This is a genomic window from Streptomyces sp. SLBN-31, assembly GCF_006715395.1.
Taxonomy (GTDB): Bacteria; Actinomycetota; Actinomycetes; order Streptomycetales; family Streptomycetaceae; genus Streptomyces.
This window is the reverse complement of record NZ_VFNC01000003.1, coordinates 262,500-278,997: the sequence shown is the minus strand read 5'-3', so window position 1 is coordinate 278,997 and position 16,498 is coordinate 262,500. Positions and strand designations below refer to the sequence as shown.

The following is a 16,498-nucleotide window of genomic DNA, read 5'->3' as shown; positions in this document are numbered from 1 at the left end:
ATCACGTGATTTCGACTCTGCTCGTCGCCAACCGGGGCGAGATCGCCTGCCGCGTCTTCCGCACCTGCCGTGAACTGGGCATCCGGACGGTCGCCGTGCACTCGGACGCCGACGAAGGCGCCCTGCACACGCGCGTGGCCGACACGGCCGTACGGCTGCCGGGCGCGGCGCCCGCGGACACCTACCTGCGCGGCGACCTGATCGTGAAGGCCGCCGTCGCCGCCGGCGCGGACGCCGTGCACCCCGGTTACGGCTTCCTCTCCGAGAACGCCGACTTCGCCCGCGCGGTCCTCGACGCGGGACTCATCTGGATCGGGCCGCCTCCGGAGGCTATCGAGGCGATGGCGTCCAAGACCCGCGCCAAGGACCTCATGGGCATCGCCCCCATGGCCACGGAGAACGTGACCGAGGCCGACCTGCCGGTGCTGGTGAAGGCGGCCGCGGGCGGCGGAGGGCGCGGAATGCGGATCGTGCGCCGCGCGGAGGAGCTGGACGCCGCACTGCGGGCCGCGCGCGCCGAGGCCGCGAGCGCCTTCGGCGACGGAGAGGTGTTCGTCGAGCCGTACCTGGAGGGTGGACGCCACGTCGAGGTCCAGGTCCTCGCCGATACCCACGGCACCGTGTGGACGCTGGGCACCCGCGACTGCTCCCTGCAGCGCCGCCACCAGAAGGTGATCGAGGAGGCGCCGGCGCCGGGCCTCTCCGAGCGGCTCACGGAGGAACTGCGCGCGCTGGCGGTACGCGCCGCGCGCGCCGTGGACTACGTGGGCGCCGGCACCGTCGAGTTCCTGGTCGCCGGCGACCGGGCGCACTTCCTGGAGATGAACACCCGCCTCCAGGTCGAACACCCGGTGACGGAGGCCGTGTTCGGCATCGACCTGGTCGCCGAGCAGATCCGCGTCGCCGAAGGCCACGCCCTCGCGAGCGACCCGCCGAGCGCGCACGGCCACGCCGTCGAGGCCCGCCTCTATGCCGAGGACCCCGCGGCGGACTGGGCACCGCAGACCGGCACCCTGCACCGCCTCGCCGTCCCCGGTGACGTCCGCCTGGACACCGGCTATGACGACGGCGACACCATCGGCGTCCACTACGACCCCATGCTCGCCAAGGTGATCGCCCACGCGCCCACGCGCGCGGAGGCGTTGCGCGCACTGGCGGGCGCCCTGGACCGCGCTGCCGTCCACGGCCCGGCCACCAACCGTGACCTCCTCGTCCGCTCCCTGCGCCACGAGGAGTTCACGAGCGGCCGCATGGACACCGGCTTCTACGACCGCCACCTGCCCGAACTGACGACCCCCGCGCCCGACCCCTGCGCCCCGCTGGCCGCCGCCCTCTCCCAGGCCCACGGAGCCTCCCGCTTCGGCGGCTGGCGCAACGTCCCCTCCCAGCCGCAGCTGAAGCGGTACGCGATGGCCGGTGAGGAGCACGAGGTCCGCTACCGGCACACCCGCGAGGGCCTGGAAGCCGACGGCGTCCGGGTCGTGCACGCCTCTCCCGACCTCGTCGTCCTCGAAGTGGACGGCGTACAGCGGAAGTTCGAGGTCGCGCGGTACGGCGACGAGGTGTACGTGGGCGCGTCCGCCCTGCGGGCCCTGCCCCGCTTCCTTGACCCCACCGCCCAGCACGCGCCGGGGTCCCTGCTGGCCCCCATGCCGGGCACGGTCGTCAGGGTGGCGGACGGCCTGGCCGTGGGAGCCGCGGTGCAGGCCGGCCAGCCCCTGCTCTGGCTGGAGGCCATGAAGATGCAGCACAAGATCACCGCCCCGGCCACGGGGACGGTCACGGACTTGCCGGTGACCGTCGGACAGCAAGTGACGGTCGGCCGGCTGCTGGCGGTCGTGCAGCCGACCCAGGGGCGCGAGGAACTGCGCGACCAGCCACCGACCACCCGCAGCCAGAAGGAGTCCTGATGACCCTCCTCGAATCCGAAGAGCACAAGGCCCTCCGCTCCGCCGTAGCCGCCCTCGGCAAACGCCACGGCCGCGACCACGACCGCGAAGCCCTCTGGGCAGAGGCGGCCAAACTCGGCTACCTCGGCGTCAACCTCCCGGAGGAGTACGGCGGCGGAGGCGGCGGAATTTCCGAACTCTCCATCGTTCTGGAGGAGTTGGGTGCCGCCGGCTGCCCTCTGCTCATGATGGTCGTCTCCCCGGCCATCTGCGGCACCGTCATCGCCCGCTTCGGCACGGACGCCCAGAAACGGGAATGGCTCCCCGGCCTCGCCGACGGCACCCGCACCATGGCCTTCGGCATCACCGAACCCGACGCAGGTTCCAACAGCCACCGCATCACCACCACCGCCCGCCGCGACGGCACAGACTGGCTCCTCACCGGCCGCAAGGTCTTCATCTCCGGCGTCGACATAGCCGACGCCACCCTCATCGTCGGCCGCACCGAGGACGCCCGCACCGGCAACCTCAAGCCCTGCCTGTTCATCGTCCCGCGTGACACCGAAGGCTTCCTGCGCCGCCCGATCGACATGGAACTGCAGGCCGTGGAGAAGCAGTTCGAGCTCACCCTCGACGACGTACGCCTGCCCGCGGACGCGCTCGTCGGCGACGAGGACGCCGGACTCCTCCAGCTCTTCGCCGGCCTCAACCCCGAACGCATCATGACGGCCGCCTTCGCGATCGGCATGGGCCGCCACGCCCTCGCCCAGGCCGTCACCTACGCCCGCGAACGCTCCGTGTGGAAGACCCCCATCGGCGCCCATCAGGCCATCGCGCACCCCCTCGCCCAGGCCCACATCGAGCTCGAACTCGCCCGCCTGATGATGCAGAAGGCCGCCGCCCTCTACGACTCCGGCGACGACGTCGGCGCGGGCGAAGCGGCCAACATGGCCAAGTACGCGGCCGCGGAGGCCTGCGTGAAGGCCGTCGACCAGGCCGTGCACACCCTCGGCGGCAACGGCCTCACCCGCGAATTCGGGCTCGCCCGGTTGATAACGGCGGCGCGCGTGGCTCGTATTGCTCCGGTGAGCAGGGAGATGATTCTCAACTACGTCTCCCACCAGACCCTGGGCCTGCCCAAGTCGTACTAGGAGGAACCGTGTTCCGGAGCGAGTACGCAGATGTAGCCGCAGTCGAACTCCCCATCCACGACGCGGTCCTGGGCCGGGCCGCCGAGTACGGTGACACGCCCGCCCTCATCGACGGCACCGACGGCACCACCCTCACCTACGAACAGCTCGACCGCTTCCACCGGCGCATCGCGGCCGCCCTCACCGAGACCGGCGTGCGCAAGGGCGACGTACTGGCCCTGCACAGCCCCAACACCATCGCCTTCCCGACCGCCTTCTACGCCGCCACGCGCGCGGGCGCCGCCGTCACCACCGTGCACCCCCTCGCCACCGCCGAGGAGTTCGCCAAGCAGCTCAAGGACTCCGCCGCCCGCTGGATCGTCACCGTCTCCCCGCTGCTGGAGACCGCACGCAGGGCCGCCGAACTCGCCGGCGGCGTCGAGGAGATCCTCGTCTGCGACAGCGCCCCCGGACACCGCTCCCTCATCGACATGCTGGCCTCCGCCGCGCCCGACCCGGTCGTCGACATCGACCCGGCCGAGGACATCGCGGCCCTCCCGTACTCCTCGGGCACCACCGGCATCCCCAAAGGCGTGATGCTCACCCACCGTCAGATCGCCACCAACCTCGCCCAGCTCGAATCGGCCATGCCGGCCGGCCCCGGCGACCGCATCCTCGCCGTCCTGCCCTTCTTCCACATCTACGGCCTCACCGCCCTGATGAACGCCCCCCTCAGGCTCGGCGCCACCGTCGTCGTCCTGCCCCGCTTCGAACTCGACACCTTCCTCGCGGCCATCCAGAACCACCGCATCACCGGCCTGTACGTCGCCCCGCCCATCGTCCTGGCCCTCGCCAAGCACCCCCTGGTCGAGCAGTACGACCTGTCGTCCCTGACCCACATCACCAGCGCGGCGGCCCCACTCGACGCGAGCCTCGCCGAAGCCTGCTCCCGGCGCCTGGGCCTGCCGCCCGTCGGCCAGGCCTACGGCATGACCGAACTCTCCCCCGGCACCCACGTCGTACCGCTCGACGCCATGCGCGACGCCCCTCCCGGCACCGTCGGTAAACTCATCGCCGGCACCCAGATGCGCATCGTCTCCCTCGACGACCCCGACAAGGACCTCGGCGTCGGCGAGTCCGGCGAGATCCTCATCCGCGGCCCCCAGGTCATGAAGGGCTACCTCGGTCGCCCCGACGCCACCGCCGCCATGATCGACAACGACGGCTGGCTGCACACCGGCGACGTCGGCCACGTGGACGCCGAGGGCTGGCTGTTCGTCGTCGACCGCGTCAAGGAACTCATCAAGTACAAGGGCTTCCAGGTCGCCCCCGCCGAACTCGAGGCGCTGCTCCTCACCCACCCCGGCATCGCCGACGCGGCGGTCATCGGCGTCTACAACGACGAGCACAACGAGGTCCCGCACGCCTACGTCGTCCGCCAGCCCACCGCCACCGACCTCACGGAGGGCGAGGTCATGATGTACGTCGCCGAACACGTCGCCCCCTACAAACGCGTCCGCCAGGTCACCTTCATCGACGACGTTCCCCGGGCCGCCTCCGGCAAGATCCTCCGCCGCGAACTGAGGGCACTGAAGGAGCGCACATGACCCTGGTCGGACGCACCTGCGCCCGGGGCGTCGAAACCCTCAGCCTCGACTCCCCGGCCAGCCGCAACGCGCTCTCCGCCGCCCTCGTCGGTGAACTCTCCGACGCGCTCACGGACTGCGCCAAGGACACCGACGTCCGCGCGATCGTCCTCACCCACACCGGCAACACCTTCTGCGCCGGCGCGGACCTGCGCGACCCGCCGCACCCCGACGCGCTGGTCGCACTGCTGCGGCAGATCGTTGAACTGCCCAAACCCGTCGTGGCCCGGGTCGCCGGGCACGTCCGCGCCGGTGGCCTCGGCCTGCTCGCGGCCTGCGACATGGCACTGGCCTCCTCCGACGCCACCTTCGCCTTCACCGAGGTACGCATCGGCGTGGCCCCCGCCGTCATCTCACTGCCCCTGCTGCCCCGCACCGACCCCCGCGCCCTCGCCCGCTACTACCTCACCGGAGAACGCCTCGACGCCACCGAGGCCGCCCGCATCGGCCTGCTCACGGCGGCCGGCGACGACGTCGACGCCGTACTGGCACCCGTCCTCGACGGCCTGCGCCGAGCCGCACCCCAGGGTCTGGCGGAGACGAAGGCACTGCTCACGGCTAAGGTGCTGGAAGCCTTCGACCGGGACGCGGACCACCTGACCGCGCTCTCGGCCCGGCTGTTCGCCTCCCCGCAGGCCCGCGAGGGAATGACGGCCTTCCTGGAACGACGGGATCCCACATGGGTGCTGTGACCACAGCCGACCGCGGCGAGCGCGCCCCCAAGCAGGACCGCAGCCGGGCCACCCGGCAACGTCTGCTGGAGGCCGCCGTCGCCTGCCTCGCCGAACACGGCTGGGCCGGCTCCACGGTCTCCGTCGTCGCCGAACGCGCCGGCGTCTCCCGCGGCGCCGCCCAGCACCACTTCCCGACCCGGGAGGACCTGTTCACCGCGGCCGTCGAATTCGTCGCCGAGGAACGGTCCACGGCCATCCGCGCCCTGTTCCCCGACGGAGCGGGCGACGACCGGCAGGCCGTGGTCACCGCCCTCGTCGACCTCTACACAGGACCCCTGTTCCGCGCCGCCCTGCACCTGTGGGTGGCCGCGTCCAACGAGGAGCCGCTGCGCCCCCGCGTCACAGAACTGGAGGCGCGAGTCGGCCGCGAGACCCACCGGATCGCGGTGGAACTGCTGGGCGCCGACGAGACCCGCCCCGGCGTACGGGAGACCGTGCAGGGCCTGCTCGACATGGCCCGGGGCCTCGGCCTGGCGAACCTGCTCACCGACGACACCGGGCGCCGCGACCGGGTGATCGCCCAGTGGTCGAGCATCCTCGACCGCATCCTCACGGACTGAGCCGCTCCACCCGCCAGCTCCCGTCCGCCTCCGCCACGTACCTGAGCCGGTCGTGCAGCCGGTTCTCCCGGCCCTGCCAGAACTCCACCGTCCGCGGCGCCACCCGGAAGCCGCCCCAGTGCGGCGGCACCGGCACCTGCTCGCCCTCCGGGTAGCGGGCCTCCAGCTCCGCGTAGGAGGCGTCCAGTTCGTCCCGGGAGGCGACGACACTGGACTGCGCGCTGGCCCAGGCGCCCAGCTGCGAGCCGTGCGGACGGGTGCGGAAGTACGCGGCGGTCTCGTCACGGCCGGTGCGGCGGGCGATGCCACCGACGATCACCTGGCGGGCCATGTGGTGCCACGGGAACAGCAGCGAGACGTACGGGTTCTGAGCGAGATCGCGGGCCTTGCGGGAGCCGTAGTTGGTGTAGAAGACGAAGCCCTGCTCGTCGAAGCCCTTCAGCAGCACCGTTCGAGAGCTCGGCCGGCCCTGGGCGTCGGCCGTGGAGACGACCATGGCGTTCGGCTCGAAGAGATGGGCCTCCGTCGCGGCCTGCGCGAACCAGTGCGCGAACTGTGCCACCGGAGTGTCGGCCAGATCGGACTCGGCGAGCCCTTCGGCCCGGTACTGCTTGCGCATGGCGGCGGGATCGAGGGGGACGGCGTTTCGATCGGTCACGCGGTCATCTTGCCGTACGCACGTGTGCCGTCCGGCACAGCGTCCGGCATCCTGGAGAGCCGGCACCTGGCACTGAGTGCCACAAAGACTCCCCAAATATGGCACTGGGGGATATCGTGCTGGTGTCGTTCCGGTTGAGCGACCAGCCGCACGGGGCATCACCAGGGTGGCCACAAGGACCACGAGTCGCACGACCGACCGGGGATCCAGTGGCCGAGCCGCCCGTACTTCTGCCCGTACCCACCACGAGGAGCCGCCTGATGTCCGACTTCGTACCCGGACTCGAGGGAGTCGTCGCGTTCGAGACGGAGATCGCCGAACCGGACAAGGAGGGCGGCGCCCTCCGCTACCGGGGCGTCGACATCGAGGACCTGGTCGGTCACGTCTCCTTCGGCAACGTCTGGGGGCTGCTGGTCGACGGGGCCTTCAACCCCGGCCTGCCGCCCGCCGAGCCCTTCCCCATCCCCGTGCACTCCGGCGACATCCGGGTGGACGTCCAGTCGGCCCTCGCCATGCTGGCACCGGTGTGGGGCCTGAAACCGCTGCTCGACATCGATGCCGAACAGGCCCGCGAGGACCTGGCCCGCGCCGCCGTCATGGCCCTGTCCTACGTCGCCCAGTCCGCCCGCGGCCAGGGCCGCCCCATGGTCCCCCAGAGCGAGATCGACAAGGCCCACTCCATCACCGAGCGCTTCATGATCCGCTGGCGCGGCGAGCCGGACCCCAAGCACGTCGCCGCCGTCGACGCCTACTGGACCTCCGCCGCCGAGCACGGCATGAACGCCTCGACCTTCACCGCACGGGTCATCGCCTCCACCGGCGCCGACGTGGCCGCCGCCCTCTCCGGCGCCGTGGGCGCCATGTCCGGCCCGCTGCACGGCGGCGCCCCCTCCCGCGTCCTCGGCATGATCGAGGAGATCGAGCGCACCGGCGACGCCGAGGCGTACGTCAAGCAGGCCCTCGACAAGGGCGAGCGACTGATGGGCTTCGGCCACCGCGTCTACCGCGCCGAGGACCCCCGCGCACGCGTCCTGCGCCGCACGGCCCGCGAGCTGGGCGCGCCCCGCTTCGAGGTCGCCGAGGCCCTGGAGAAGGCCGCCCTGGCCGAGCTGCACGCACGCCGCCCCGACCGGGTCCTGGCGACGAACGTCGAGTTCTGGGCGGCGATCGTGCTGGACTTCGCGGAGGTACCCGCGCACATGTTCACGTCGATGTTCACCTGCGCCCGTACGGCGGGCTGGTCGGCGCACATCCTGGAGCAGAAGCGCACCGGACGCCTGGTCCGGCCCTCCGCCCGCTACGTCGGCCCCGGCGCCCGCTCACCGCGCGAGGTCCAGGGATACGACGGCATCTCCGCCGGCTGACCCCGCACAACGCAGACGACCCGCGAGCTCTGGTCCCTCCGCCTCGGCGGAGGAGCCGGCCGGACGTACCGGCGAGCTCGCGGGTCGGGTGACTGCTTGGGATTGGGCCGGCTGCGCGCTTCTCTCACGCGCTGGTCCGGCACCGCACTAGATGTGGTGCAGGGCCACTAGCCCGCAGCCACCTCACGCGTCCGGTATTCATACATTCGCCGAACCACCTCCCTTCTGTGTGCCCACACAGTAAGAACCGCCCGGCCCGGGGATCAACCTCTTTTTTTTCGAGAGCTTTTTTCGACAGCCCTCGACGCGGGCGGCTCGGTAGCGTTCCGCACATGACGAACCGACGTGCGATTCTCAGCGGGTCCTCCTTCGAGGAGCGGATCGGGTATGCCCGGGCCGTGGTCGACGGGGAGTGGGTGCATGTGTCGGGGACCACGGGGTTCGACTACGCGGCCATGACGATCTCCGAGGACGTCGTCGAGCAGGCCGAGCAGTGTCTGCGGAACATCCAGGACGCGCTCGCGCAGGCCGGGTGCGGGTTGGAGGACGTCGTGCGGGTGCGGTACCTGCTGCCCGGGCGGGAGGACTTCGAGCCCTGCTGGCCGGTGCTCCGGCGGGCGTTCGGGGAGGTGCGGCCGGCGGCGACGATGATGGTGTGCGGGCTGGCCGATCCCCGGATGAGGATCGAGATCGAGGTGTACGCGCGGCGGCGCGAGCTGCGGATCGAGGCCGTGCACGGGGTGGAGATGCTGGAGGAGTGGCGGTACGTGCACAACGAGGTCGTGCCGCCCGCCGCGATGTCCCTCGACGACGCCCGGGGGCGGCTGGGGCGGTACCGGATGGAGAACGCGTACCTGGGGGACGTGCTCGTCGGGTGCTCCACGGTGCGGCCGCCGGAGGGCGAGGGCGCGGTGGCGACCGTGATCGCCCGTGTGCTGCCGGACTACCGGGGGCGGGGGTTCGGTACGGCTCTGTACGAGCGGGGTCTGGCCCACGCGCGCGTGCTGGGCGCGCGGGCCGTGGAGACGTGTGTGCTGGCGGCCAACGAGGACGGCCTGCGGTTCGCCGTGAAGCGGGGGTTCGTGGAGACCGAGCGGTACGTGCTCGACGGTGAGAGCGATCTGTGGGTGGATCTCAGGCTCGGAACGGATTGATCTTCTGCCGTCGGTGGGCCGATCCTGGAGACGGAGGCGGCTTGCAACGATTCCTTCAATCTTGTGGGAACTCGGTGTGTGCTGCGTCACGTTCCAGTTAGATGATTGCGAGTGAGCGAACCGGCGTGCCGTACGTGCGGACGCAGCTTGGCAGGGGGTCCAGGTGAGTGCTTCCCGGCGTAGTGGGACCACCGACGAGCTGGGGCCCGATGAGCCCGAGCGGGACGGTCCCGTGGGTCCCGACGGCTCGGATCTGCTCGCGGCTCTGCTCGACGGGATGGACGCGGCGCTGTGCGCCTTCGACGCGGGCGGTGTCGTCACGCACTGGAACCGCGAGGCCGAGCGGATCCTGGGCTGGACCGCGGCGGAGGCCGTGGGGCGGCACGGGTTCGCCGGGTGGGCCGTGCGGGAGGCGGACGCCGAGGAGGTCGAGGGGCGGCTGATGTCCGCCATGGAGGCCCCCGGACGGCAGGTGCACGAGTTCGCGCTGCTGACCAAGGACGGCGGACGGGTGCTCGTACGGACGCAGTCGGCGGCCGTGCGCGGGCCGGACGGCAAGCCGGCGGGGGTGTACTGCGCCTTCAGCGAGGTGCACACGCAGATCGACCTGGAGCGGTCGATCGCGCTGAGCGAGGCGCTGTTCGAGGACGCGAGCTGGGGTGTCGTGCTGGTCGACGCCGATCTGCGGCCGGCCGTGGTGAACGCGCATGCCGCGCGGTCGCTGGGCATCGGCCGTACGTCCGCGCTGGGGCGGCCGCTGGGCGAGCTGCTGGCGCAGGGTGTGGAGGAACTGGAGAGCGCGCTGACGCATGTGCTGGCGGAGGGCGCGCCGCCCGCGCCGGCCGAGGTCTGGGTGAGCGTGCGCACGCCGGAGGGCGAGCAGCGGCGGTGCTGGCGGTGCGGGTTCGTGCGGCTGGCCTCGCCGCTCGCGGAGGAGCCGGTGCCGCTCGGGGTCGGCTGGCTGTTCGTGGACGTCACCGAGGGCAAGCAGGGTGAGCAGGAGGCGTCGCTGCTGCGGTTCCGGGCGAACCAGCTGCACCGGGCGGCCCGGGCGGCGGCGGAGTGCGAGGACCCGCGGGAGGCGGCGACGATCCATCTGGACTTCGCGCTGGCCGGATTCGCCGATCACGCGCTGATCGACCGGGTGGCGGGGGGTCCGGTGGCCGACGCGGAGGCGGAGGGACCGGTGCGGCTTGTGCGGGTCGCGGCGACGCCTTCCGGGGCACCGGGGCCGAGTCTGCTGACGGGTGCGGCGGGGCTGCCAGTGCGGTACGGGCAGGGGCATCCGGCGTTGCAGTGCGTGGAGCGGGCGGGGTCGGTGCGGGCCAGTGTCGGGTCGGTGCCGGCGGAGCAGGCGCGGGAGTGGGCCGTGGGGCGGCAGTGGCCGGCGGACGCGGTGCACGCGTTGTGCGCGGTGTTGCGCAGCCGGGGCCGGACACTGGGGGTCGTGACGTTTCTGCGGGGGGCCGGCCGGAGTTCGTTCGAGCGGAGCGACGCTGTGTACGCGGAGGACGTGGCCGTGCGGATCGCGACGGCGCTGGATCTGGCGGGGGTCGGGGGGCCGGAGTAGGCGGCGGGCCGTGTGGTCGCCCGGTGGCTGTCCGGCCGCGGTCTAGTGCCGGTAGAAGATCCGGTCCCCGTACTCCTTCATCACCCGTGCGTTCCACTCGTGTCCGCCGTCCACGTTGCCCGACCTGAGCAGCGGTGGCTCGATGCCGCGGTCCGCCAGGGAGCCTGCCGCCGTGGCCATCACCGCCTGCATGATCGCGCTCGTGACGACGGTCGAGGCGGGGGCGAAGGGGGCGGGGACGGTGTCCAGGGCGAGGGTCGCGTCGCCGATGGCGATCTTGGAGTCGAGGACGATGTCGCAGTGGTCCTTGAGATAGGTGCCGGAGGCGTGGCGGGAGCGGGTCTGCGTCGCGTATGCCACCGAGGTGATGCCGATGACCTTCACGCCGAGGGCTCGGGCGTTCATGGCCATCTCGACGGGCAGCGCGTTGCGGCCGGAGAGGGAGATGATCACCAGGGCGTCGCCGGCGCGGAGCGGGGAGGTGTCCAGGACCGCGCTCGCGAGGCCGTCGACGCGCTCCAGGGCCGAGCCGAGCGTGGCCGGCATGACGTCGACGCCCACGACGCCGGGTACGACGAGGAGGTTCATCAGGGCGAGGCCGCCCGCGCGGTAGACGACGTCCTGGGCGGGCAGGGAGGAGTGTCCCGCGCCGAAGGCGAAGAGGCGGCCGCCGTCGGCGACGGTGTCGGCGAGCAGGGTGCCGGCCGCCGTGATGGACTGCGACTGCTCGTCTCGTACGCGCCGGAGGAGTTCGATCGCGGCGTCGAGGAACTGGTCGGCCAGTCTGCCGTCGCTCATGCGGGTCCTTTCGGGGCGCACCGTGCGGAGTCCGTGTCGCGGATCACGGTGCGGTCTGGACCAGTGCCGTGTCAATACGGCCGTCGGACCGTCCCGCGGCCCGGGTGGCCGGACCCGGCCACCGGCCTGTACTCGCCCGTAACCCGGTGGTTTCAACGGTGCGGCACGGTTGTCAGTGCTATGCGTCAGAATTGAGTCCAGGGCCAGCGCACGCGCCGGGTAGCCGTTCGTGCTTCCGGCAGATCTCATCGAGGGGCACGTATGTCCGGACTGATCGACACCACGGAGATGTATCTCCGCACCATCCTCGAGCTGGAGGAGGAAGGTGTGGTCCCCATGCGTGCCCGGATCGCCGAGCGGCTCGACCAGAGCGGGCCGACCGTGAGTCAGACGGTGGCGCGGATGGAGCGGGACGGCCTGGTCGCCGTGGCCGCCGACCGGCATCTGGAGCTGACGGACGAGGGCCGCCGGCTCGCCACGCGCGTGATGCGCAAGCACCGTCTGGCCGAGTGTCTGCTCGTCGATGTGATCGGCCTGGAGTGGGAGCAGGTGCACGCGGAGGCCTGCCGCTGGGAGCACGTGATGAGCGAGGCCGTGGAGCGGCGCGTGCTGGAGCTGCTGCGGCACCCGACCGAATCGCCCTACGGCAACCCGATCCCGGGGCTCGAGGAGCTCGGGGAGAAGGACGGCGCCGACCCGTTCCTGGACGAGGGCATGGTGTCGCTGGCGGACCTGGACCCGGGCGCGGACGGCAAGACGGTGGTGGTGCGCCGTATCGGCGAGCCGATCCAGACGGACGCGCAGCTGATGTACACGCTGCGGCGGGCGGGGGTGCAGCCCGGTTCGGTGGTGAGCGTAACGGAGTCGGCGGGCGGTGTGCTGGTCGGCAGCGGGGGAGAGGCGGCCGAGCTGGAGGCGGACGTGGCCTCCCACGTCTTCGTCGCCAAGCGCTGAGGCGGCCGGCCGGGTCGACTCCGGGGGCCGGGAAGGCGGTTGGGGCGTCTTGACGGTCCGTGGAATCCGAGATTCAGTGCGTCGAATCGCAGCGCTTCGACGGGGCGCGTGCGAGGCTTGCCCGTGAGGCATATGACCGGAGGGGGCGGAGGATGTGCCGCAGTCGCGTGGAGGGCCCCGGCGCCGTGCGGCGCCGGGGCCTGTCCTCCCCTGTGCTGACCCGGAGCCCCGAGCTCTCAGGGTCATTCCCCTCGGACCGGTTTCCCCGAGCGGTCCGCCTCCCGCAGAAGATCTCCCCTCGGCAGCGCCGATCATTCCTTGAGCGTGGTCACTCGAACGAGGGGTGTTGTCGGCAGACGAGGCATTTTCGAATACCCATTCGATAGTCTGCGCACCAGACAGGCAGCTGCACGGCACGGCAGGACACGGTTCACAGGACCGGCCGGCTCGAGCGGGAGCGAGCGGTCCGAGCGGAGCTAGGGGGGTGCCAGACGATGGCGCGACGCATCGACGTGACCGGGGCGGGTGGCGTACGCCTCGCGGCCTGGGAGTTCGGGGACCCTCCCAAGGCGGACCCCGCCACCCTCGTACCCGAACAGCCCGGCCCCCCGGACCGGGCCGCCCCGCCGGTCCACCAGGAGTACGGGCCCGGAGTCCTGTTATTGCACGGCCTCATGGGCCGCGCCTCGCACTGGGCCTCCACCGCCCGTTGGCTCTCCGAGCGGCACCGCGCCGTCGCCCTCGACCAGCGCGGCCATGGCCAGAGCGACAAGACCCCACAGGCCGCCTTCACCCGTGAGGCATACGTCGAGGACGCGGAGGCCGCGCTCGAACAGCTCGGTCTCGCCCCGGCCGTCCTCATCGGGCACGCCATGGGTGCGCTGACCGCCTGGCAGCTCGCCGCCAAGCGCCCCGACCTGGTACGAGGCGTGATCATCTGCGACATGCGGGCCTCTGCCCTCGGCGCCGCCTCCCAGCGCGAGTGGGCCGACTGGTTCCGGGCCTGGCCCGTCCCCTTCGCCACCCTGGCCGACGTGCGCAAGTGGTTCGGCGAGGACGATCCCTGGGTCGAGCGGCCCAACCCCGCGCGCGGGGAGTTCTACGCCGAGGTCATGCACGAGGGCGCCGACGGCTGGCGGCCCGTCTTCGACCCCGACCAGATGCTGAAGTCCCGGGAGACCTGGGTCTTCGACGCGCACTGGGAGGAGCTGGCGCAGGTGCGGTGCCCGGCGCTGGTGGTCCGGGGGCTCGACGGGGAGCTGGGCCGGGCCGAGGCCCAGGAGATGGTCCGGGTGCTGCCCCGCGGGGAGTACGCGGAGGTCACCGACGCCGGCCACCTCGTGCACTACGACCAGCCGGAGGGCTGGCGAGCGGCGATCGAGCCATTCCTGGACGCGGTGCTCACCAGCCCTTAGGGCCTGTCGTTCGGATCAGGTCGGCTGCAGGGGGCGGCGCGTCGAGGCGGCCCCGAGCGGGGTCGTGGGGGAGCGTGCAGCTGCAAGGCGGAGGAGGGAGTCGACGCGGAGCGCTGGGGGTGCCTCCTCCGGGGAGTGCGCACCAGGGCCCGCGACGCCGAGCTGATCCGAACGACAGGCCCTGGCTTCTCACCCCTTGCTCACCGCGGTCAGGATCTCCGGGAGGCGGGCCGCCGTGCGGGGGGCGGCCAGGCGCAGGCCCGCCCAGGTGATCGCCGCGCCGTAGGCGGCCCCGGCCGGCAGCAGCAGCCAGCCCCAGGAGTCGCCGTTCCGTGCCACGTTCGCCCAGATCGCGGCGGCGATGACCGGTGCGGCCAGCAGGGCCGCCGAGACCATGCCGCCGAAGATCGAGATCCAGGCGAGGCCGGTCTGGCCGGGGGCCACGTTCTTGTAGCCCTCCTGCGGGATGGAGTACGGGAAACGGGCGGACGTCCAGGCGCCGGTGGCCAGCATCGCGCCGAGCAGCGCGAAGGACAGGCCGAGGACCTCGGGCAGCCGCGCCCAGTCGCCGAGCATCGCGGTCGTCACGACCGTGACGAGGGTGGCGTACGGCAGGGTGATCACGAGCAGGGCGAACGCCCGGCCGCGCAACTCGACGTAGGCGTCCCGGCCGGAGGAGATGGTCATCGCGACGATCCAGAACGCGGAGGTGTCCTGGCCGAACTGGTTGTACATCTGGATGCCGAGCATGCCGGCGGCGAAGCACGCGAAGTACACGGAGCCGGTGCCCTGCAGGGCGTTGAAGACGGGCACGATCAGGCCGATGGCCAGCGACGTCACCCAGGCCGCCTTGGTCTTGGGGTCGCGCCACACGTACCGCAGGCTGCGTTCCATGACCGTGCCGGTGCGGCCGGGCGGCAGCAGCCGCGCGAGGCCGGTGCCGGCGCGGCCCCGGGCGGCCGGCTCGGCGGACACCTGGAGCGTCGAGCCGTCGGGCGAGGTCATCAGCCGGGTCAGATGACGCGACCACACGGCGATGAGGGCGGCCAACGCGCCCGCGCTCAGCGCAAGTTGGGCGGCGGCGGCCCCGTACGCACCGGAGCTCACCGAGTCCACCGCGCCGATCGCCGAGGCGGGCGGCACCCACTTCGCCACGTCGCCCGCCGGAGCGAGCTGCGCGAGCCCGCTCGAACCCAGCCGCTGCGCGCCGAAGTTGACCACCTGCGCGCCGATCGCGATGACGAGCCCGCTGAGCACCGCCAGATCGCGGCCCTTGCGGCTGGTCAGCAGCCGGATGTTGGCGGCGGCGACGGCCCGCGCGAGGGCCACGCACACCAGCAGGGCCAGCACGACGGCGACGACGGCGACGGCGTACGCCGCTCCGCCGTGCGCGACGGTGATCACCGAGCCGGTCAGCAGGAGCAGGGTGAACAGCGGCCCGATGCCGACGAGGGAGGCCGCCAGCAGGGCCCGTACCAGAGGCCGCGGGCGCAGCGGCAGCATCACCAGGCGGGTCGGGTCCAGGGTCTCGTCCCCGCCGGGGAAGAACAGCGGCATCACCGCCCAGCCCAGCGCCAGTACGGCCGTCAGCAGGACGACCACCGACTCGGCGTGCGCGTGGCCGCGCAGCGCGGCCAGGCCCAGCAGCTGCAGCGCCCCGAAGAGCAGCACGACGACGGCGGAGACCACGTAGGCGGCCCGCCGGCCCCCCGACTGCCGCAGCCCGTTGCGCAGCAGCGACAGCTTCAGCCGTACGACGACGGCGGTGACGTCGGCGGTCGTCATCGTCCGCCGCCCAGCCAGTCGAGATCGGAACCGGTGTCGCGGCCGCCCGCGCCGACGAGTTCCAGGAACGCCTTCTGCAGCGAGGGGGCCTCGCCGCGGACCTCGGCGAGGGTGCCCTGGGCGCGGATGCGGCCGGCGGCCATCACGGCGACCCAGTCGCACAGGGACTCGACGAGCTCCATGACGTGGGAGGAGAAGACGACGGTGGCGCCCGACGCGGTGTAGCGCTCCAGCACGCCCCTGATGGTCTGCGCGGACACCGGGTCCACGCCCTCGAACGGCTCGTCCAGGAAGAGCACTTCGGGATTGTGCAGCAGGGCGGCCGCGAGCCCGATCTTCTTGCGCATGCCGGTCGAGTAGTCGACGACGAGCTTGTGCTGGGCGCCGGCCAGGTCCAGCACGTCGAGCAGCTGGGTGGCCCGCTTGTCGACCTCGGCGCCGGGCAGTCCGCGCAACCGGCCGCTGTAGACGAGCAGTTCGCGTCCCGACAGCCGCTCGAACAGTCGCAGTCCCTCCGGCAGCACCCCGATCCGCGCCTTCACGGCCACCGGATCCCGCCACACGTCGTGCCCCACGACCTCGACGGTGCCCTGGTCCGGCCGCAGCAGCCCGGTCACCATGGAGAGGGTGGTGGTCTTCCCGGCCCCGTTGGGCCCCACGAGCCCGATGAACTTCCCGGCCGGCAGTTCGAGATCGATCCCGGCGACCGCGATCTGCTGCCCGAACCGTTTCCAGAGGCCTTGAACGCGTACGGCGGCTGAGGTCATGAGTGAACCCTACGGGCAGGTGGCGCCCCTCAGGGGTGCGGGCCGCACCCGATGTCCGGCTCCGCCGCGCGGGC

The 16,498-nt window shown here is 72.2% G+C and carries 14 protein-coding genes; 10 read left to right on the top strand and 4 right to left on the bottom strand.

The window, feature by feature from the left end:
• Positions 1-5: 5 nt before the first annotated feature.
• Genes FBY22_RS38745 through FBY22_RS38725 form a run of 5 tightly spaced genes read left to right on the top strand, consistent with a single transcriptional unit; the run spans position 6 to position 5,959 of the window.
• Positions 6-1,910, top strand: coding sequence for a biotin carboxylase N-terminal domain-containing protein (locus FBY22_RS38745; RefSeq protein WP_142152909.1), 1,905 nt, complete (start codon positions 6-8; stop codon positions 1,908-1,910).
• On the top strand, positions 1,910-3,040 hold the full coding sequence (locus tag FBY22_RS38740) for an acyl-CoA dehydrogenase family protein (protein WP_142152907.1): 1,131 nt from the start codon (positions 1,910-1,912) through the stop codon (positions 3,038-3,040). The genes FBY22_RS38745 and FBY22_RS38740 overlap by 1 nt, the downstream gene beginning before the upstream one ends.
• A gap of 8 nt (positions 3,041-3,048) precedes the next feature.
• Positions 3,049-4,626: a 4-coumarate--CoA ligase family protein gene (locus tag FBY22_RS38735; protein WP_142152905.1), complete on the top strand. Its 1,578-nt coding sequence runs from the start codon at positions 3,049-3,051 to the stop codon at positions 4,624-4,626.
• Positions 4,623-5,357: an enoyl-CoA hydratase family protein gene (locus FBY22_RS38730; protein WP_142152903.1), complete on the top strand. Its 735-nt coding sequence runs from the start codon at positions 4,623-4,625 to the stop codon at positions 5,355-5,357. The genes FBY22_RS38735 and FBY22_RS38730 overlap by 4 nt, the downstream gene beginning before the upstream one ends.
• Positions 5,345-5,959, top strand: a complete 615-nt coding sequence (locus FBY22_RS38725) for a TetR/AcrR family transcriptional regulator (protein WP_174267403.1) — start codon at positions 5,345-5,347, stop codon at positions 5,957-5,959. The genes FBY22_RS38730 and FBY22_RS38725 overlap by 13 nt, the downstream gene beginning before the upstream one ends.
• On the opposite strand, the gene pdxH is transcribed toward FBY22_RS38725, so the two are convergent.
• Positions 5,949-6,578, bottom strand: a complete 630-nt coding sequence (pdxH, locus tag FBY22_RS38720; RefSeq protein WP_399212984.1) for a pyridoxamine 5'-phosphate oxidase — start codon at positions 6,576-6,578, stop codon at positions 5,949-5,951. The genes FBY22_RS38725 and pdxH overlap by 11 nt on opposite strands.
• Before the next feature lie 299 nt (positions 6,579-6,877).
• On the opposite strand from pdxH, the gene FBY22_RS38715 reads away from it, so the two are divergent.
• From FBY22_RS38715 to FBY22_RS38705, 3 genes are all read left to right on the top strand, one after another.
• Positions 6,878-7,981, top strand: a complete 1,104-nt coding sequence (locus FBY22_RS38715; protein ID WP_142152899.1) for a citrate synthase 2 — start codon at positions 6,878-6,880, stop codon at positions 7,979-7,981.
• Positions 7,982-8,313: 332 nt separating this feature from the next.
• Complete coding sequence (locus FBY22_RS38710; RefSeq protein WP_142152897.1) at positions 8,314-9,135, top strand: GNAT family N-acetyltransferase; 822 nt, start codon at positions 8,314-8,316, stop codon at positions 9,133-9,135.
• Between the two features lie 163 nt (positions 9,136-9,298).
• The gene (locus FBY22_RS38705) at positions 9,299-10,705 is read left to right on the top strand and encodes a PAS domain-containing protein (protein WP_142152895.1); all 1,407 of its coding nucleotides are present in this window, start codon (positions 9,299-9,301) and stop codon (positions 10,703-10,705) included.
• A gap of 42 nt (positions 10,706-10,747) precedes the next feature.
• On the opposite strand, the gene FBY22_RS38700 is transcribed toward FBY22_RS38705, so the two are convergent.
• Positions 10,748-11,503 carry an SIS domain-containing protein gene (locus FBY22_RS38700; protein WP_142152894.1) on the bottom strand — a complete coding sequence of 252 codons (756 nt, stop codon included), beginning with the start codon at positions 11,501-11,503 and terminating at the stop codon, positions 10,748-10,750.
• A gap of 261 nt (positions 11,504-11,764) precedes the next feature.
• Between FBY22_RS38700 and FBY22_RS38695 the strand changes: the two genes are divergently transcribed.
• Complete coding sequence (locus FBY22_RS38695; protein WP_058924701.1) at positions 11,765-12,457, top strand: metal-dependent transcriptional regulator; 693 nt, start codon at positions 11,765-11,767, stop codon at positions 12,455-12,457.
• A 494-nt stretch (positions 12,458-12,951) separates the two neighbouring features.
• Complete coding sequence (locus FBY22_RS38690) at positions 12,952-13,872, top strand: alpha/beta fold hydrolase (RefSeq protein ID WP_142152892.1); 921 nt, start codon at positions 12,952-12,954, stop codon at positions 13,870-13,872.
• Positions 13,873-14,061: 189 nt separating this feature from the next.
• Here FBY22_RS38690 and FBY22_RS38685 read toward each other — a convergent pair whose 3' ends face one another.
• Together FBY22_RS38685 and FBY22_RS38680 are read right to left on the bottom strand one after the other, a co-directional pair.
• Positions 14,062-15,657 (bottom strand): transporter, encoded by a 1,596-nt coding sequence (locus FBY22_RS38685; protein WP_142152890.1) that lies wholly within the window; start codon positions 15,655-15,657, stop codon positions 14,062-14,064.
• Positions 15,654-16,424: an ABC transporter ATP-binding protein gene (locus tag FBY22_RS38680; protein ID WP_142152888.1), complete on the bottom strand. Its 771-nt coding sequence runs from the start codon at positions 16,422-16,424 to the stop codon at positions 15,654-15,656. The genes FBY22_RS38685 and FBY22_RS38680 overlap by 4 nt, the downstream gene beginning before the upstream one ends.
• Positions 16,425-16,498 lie beyond the last annotated feature (74 nt).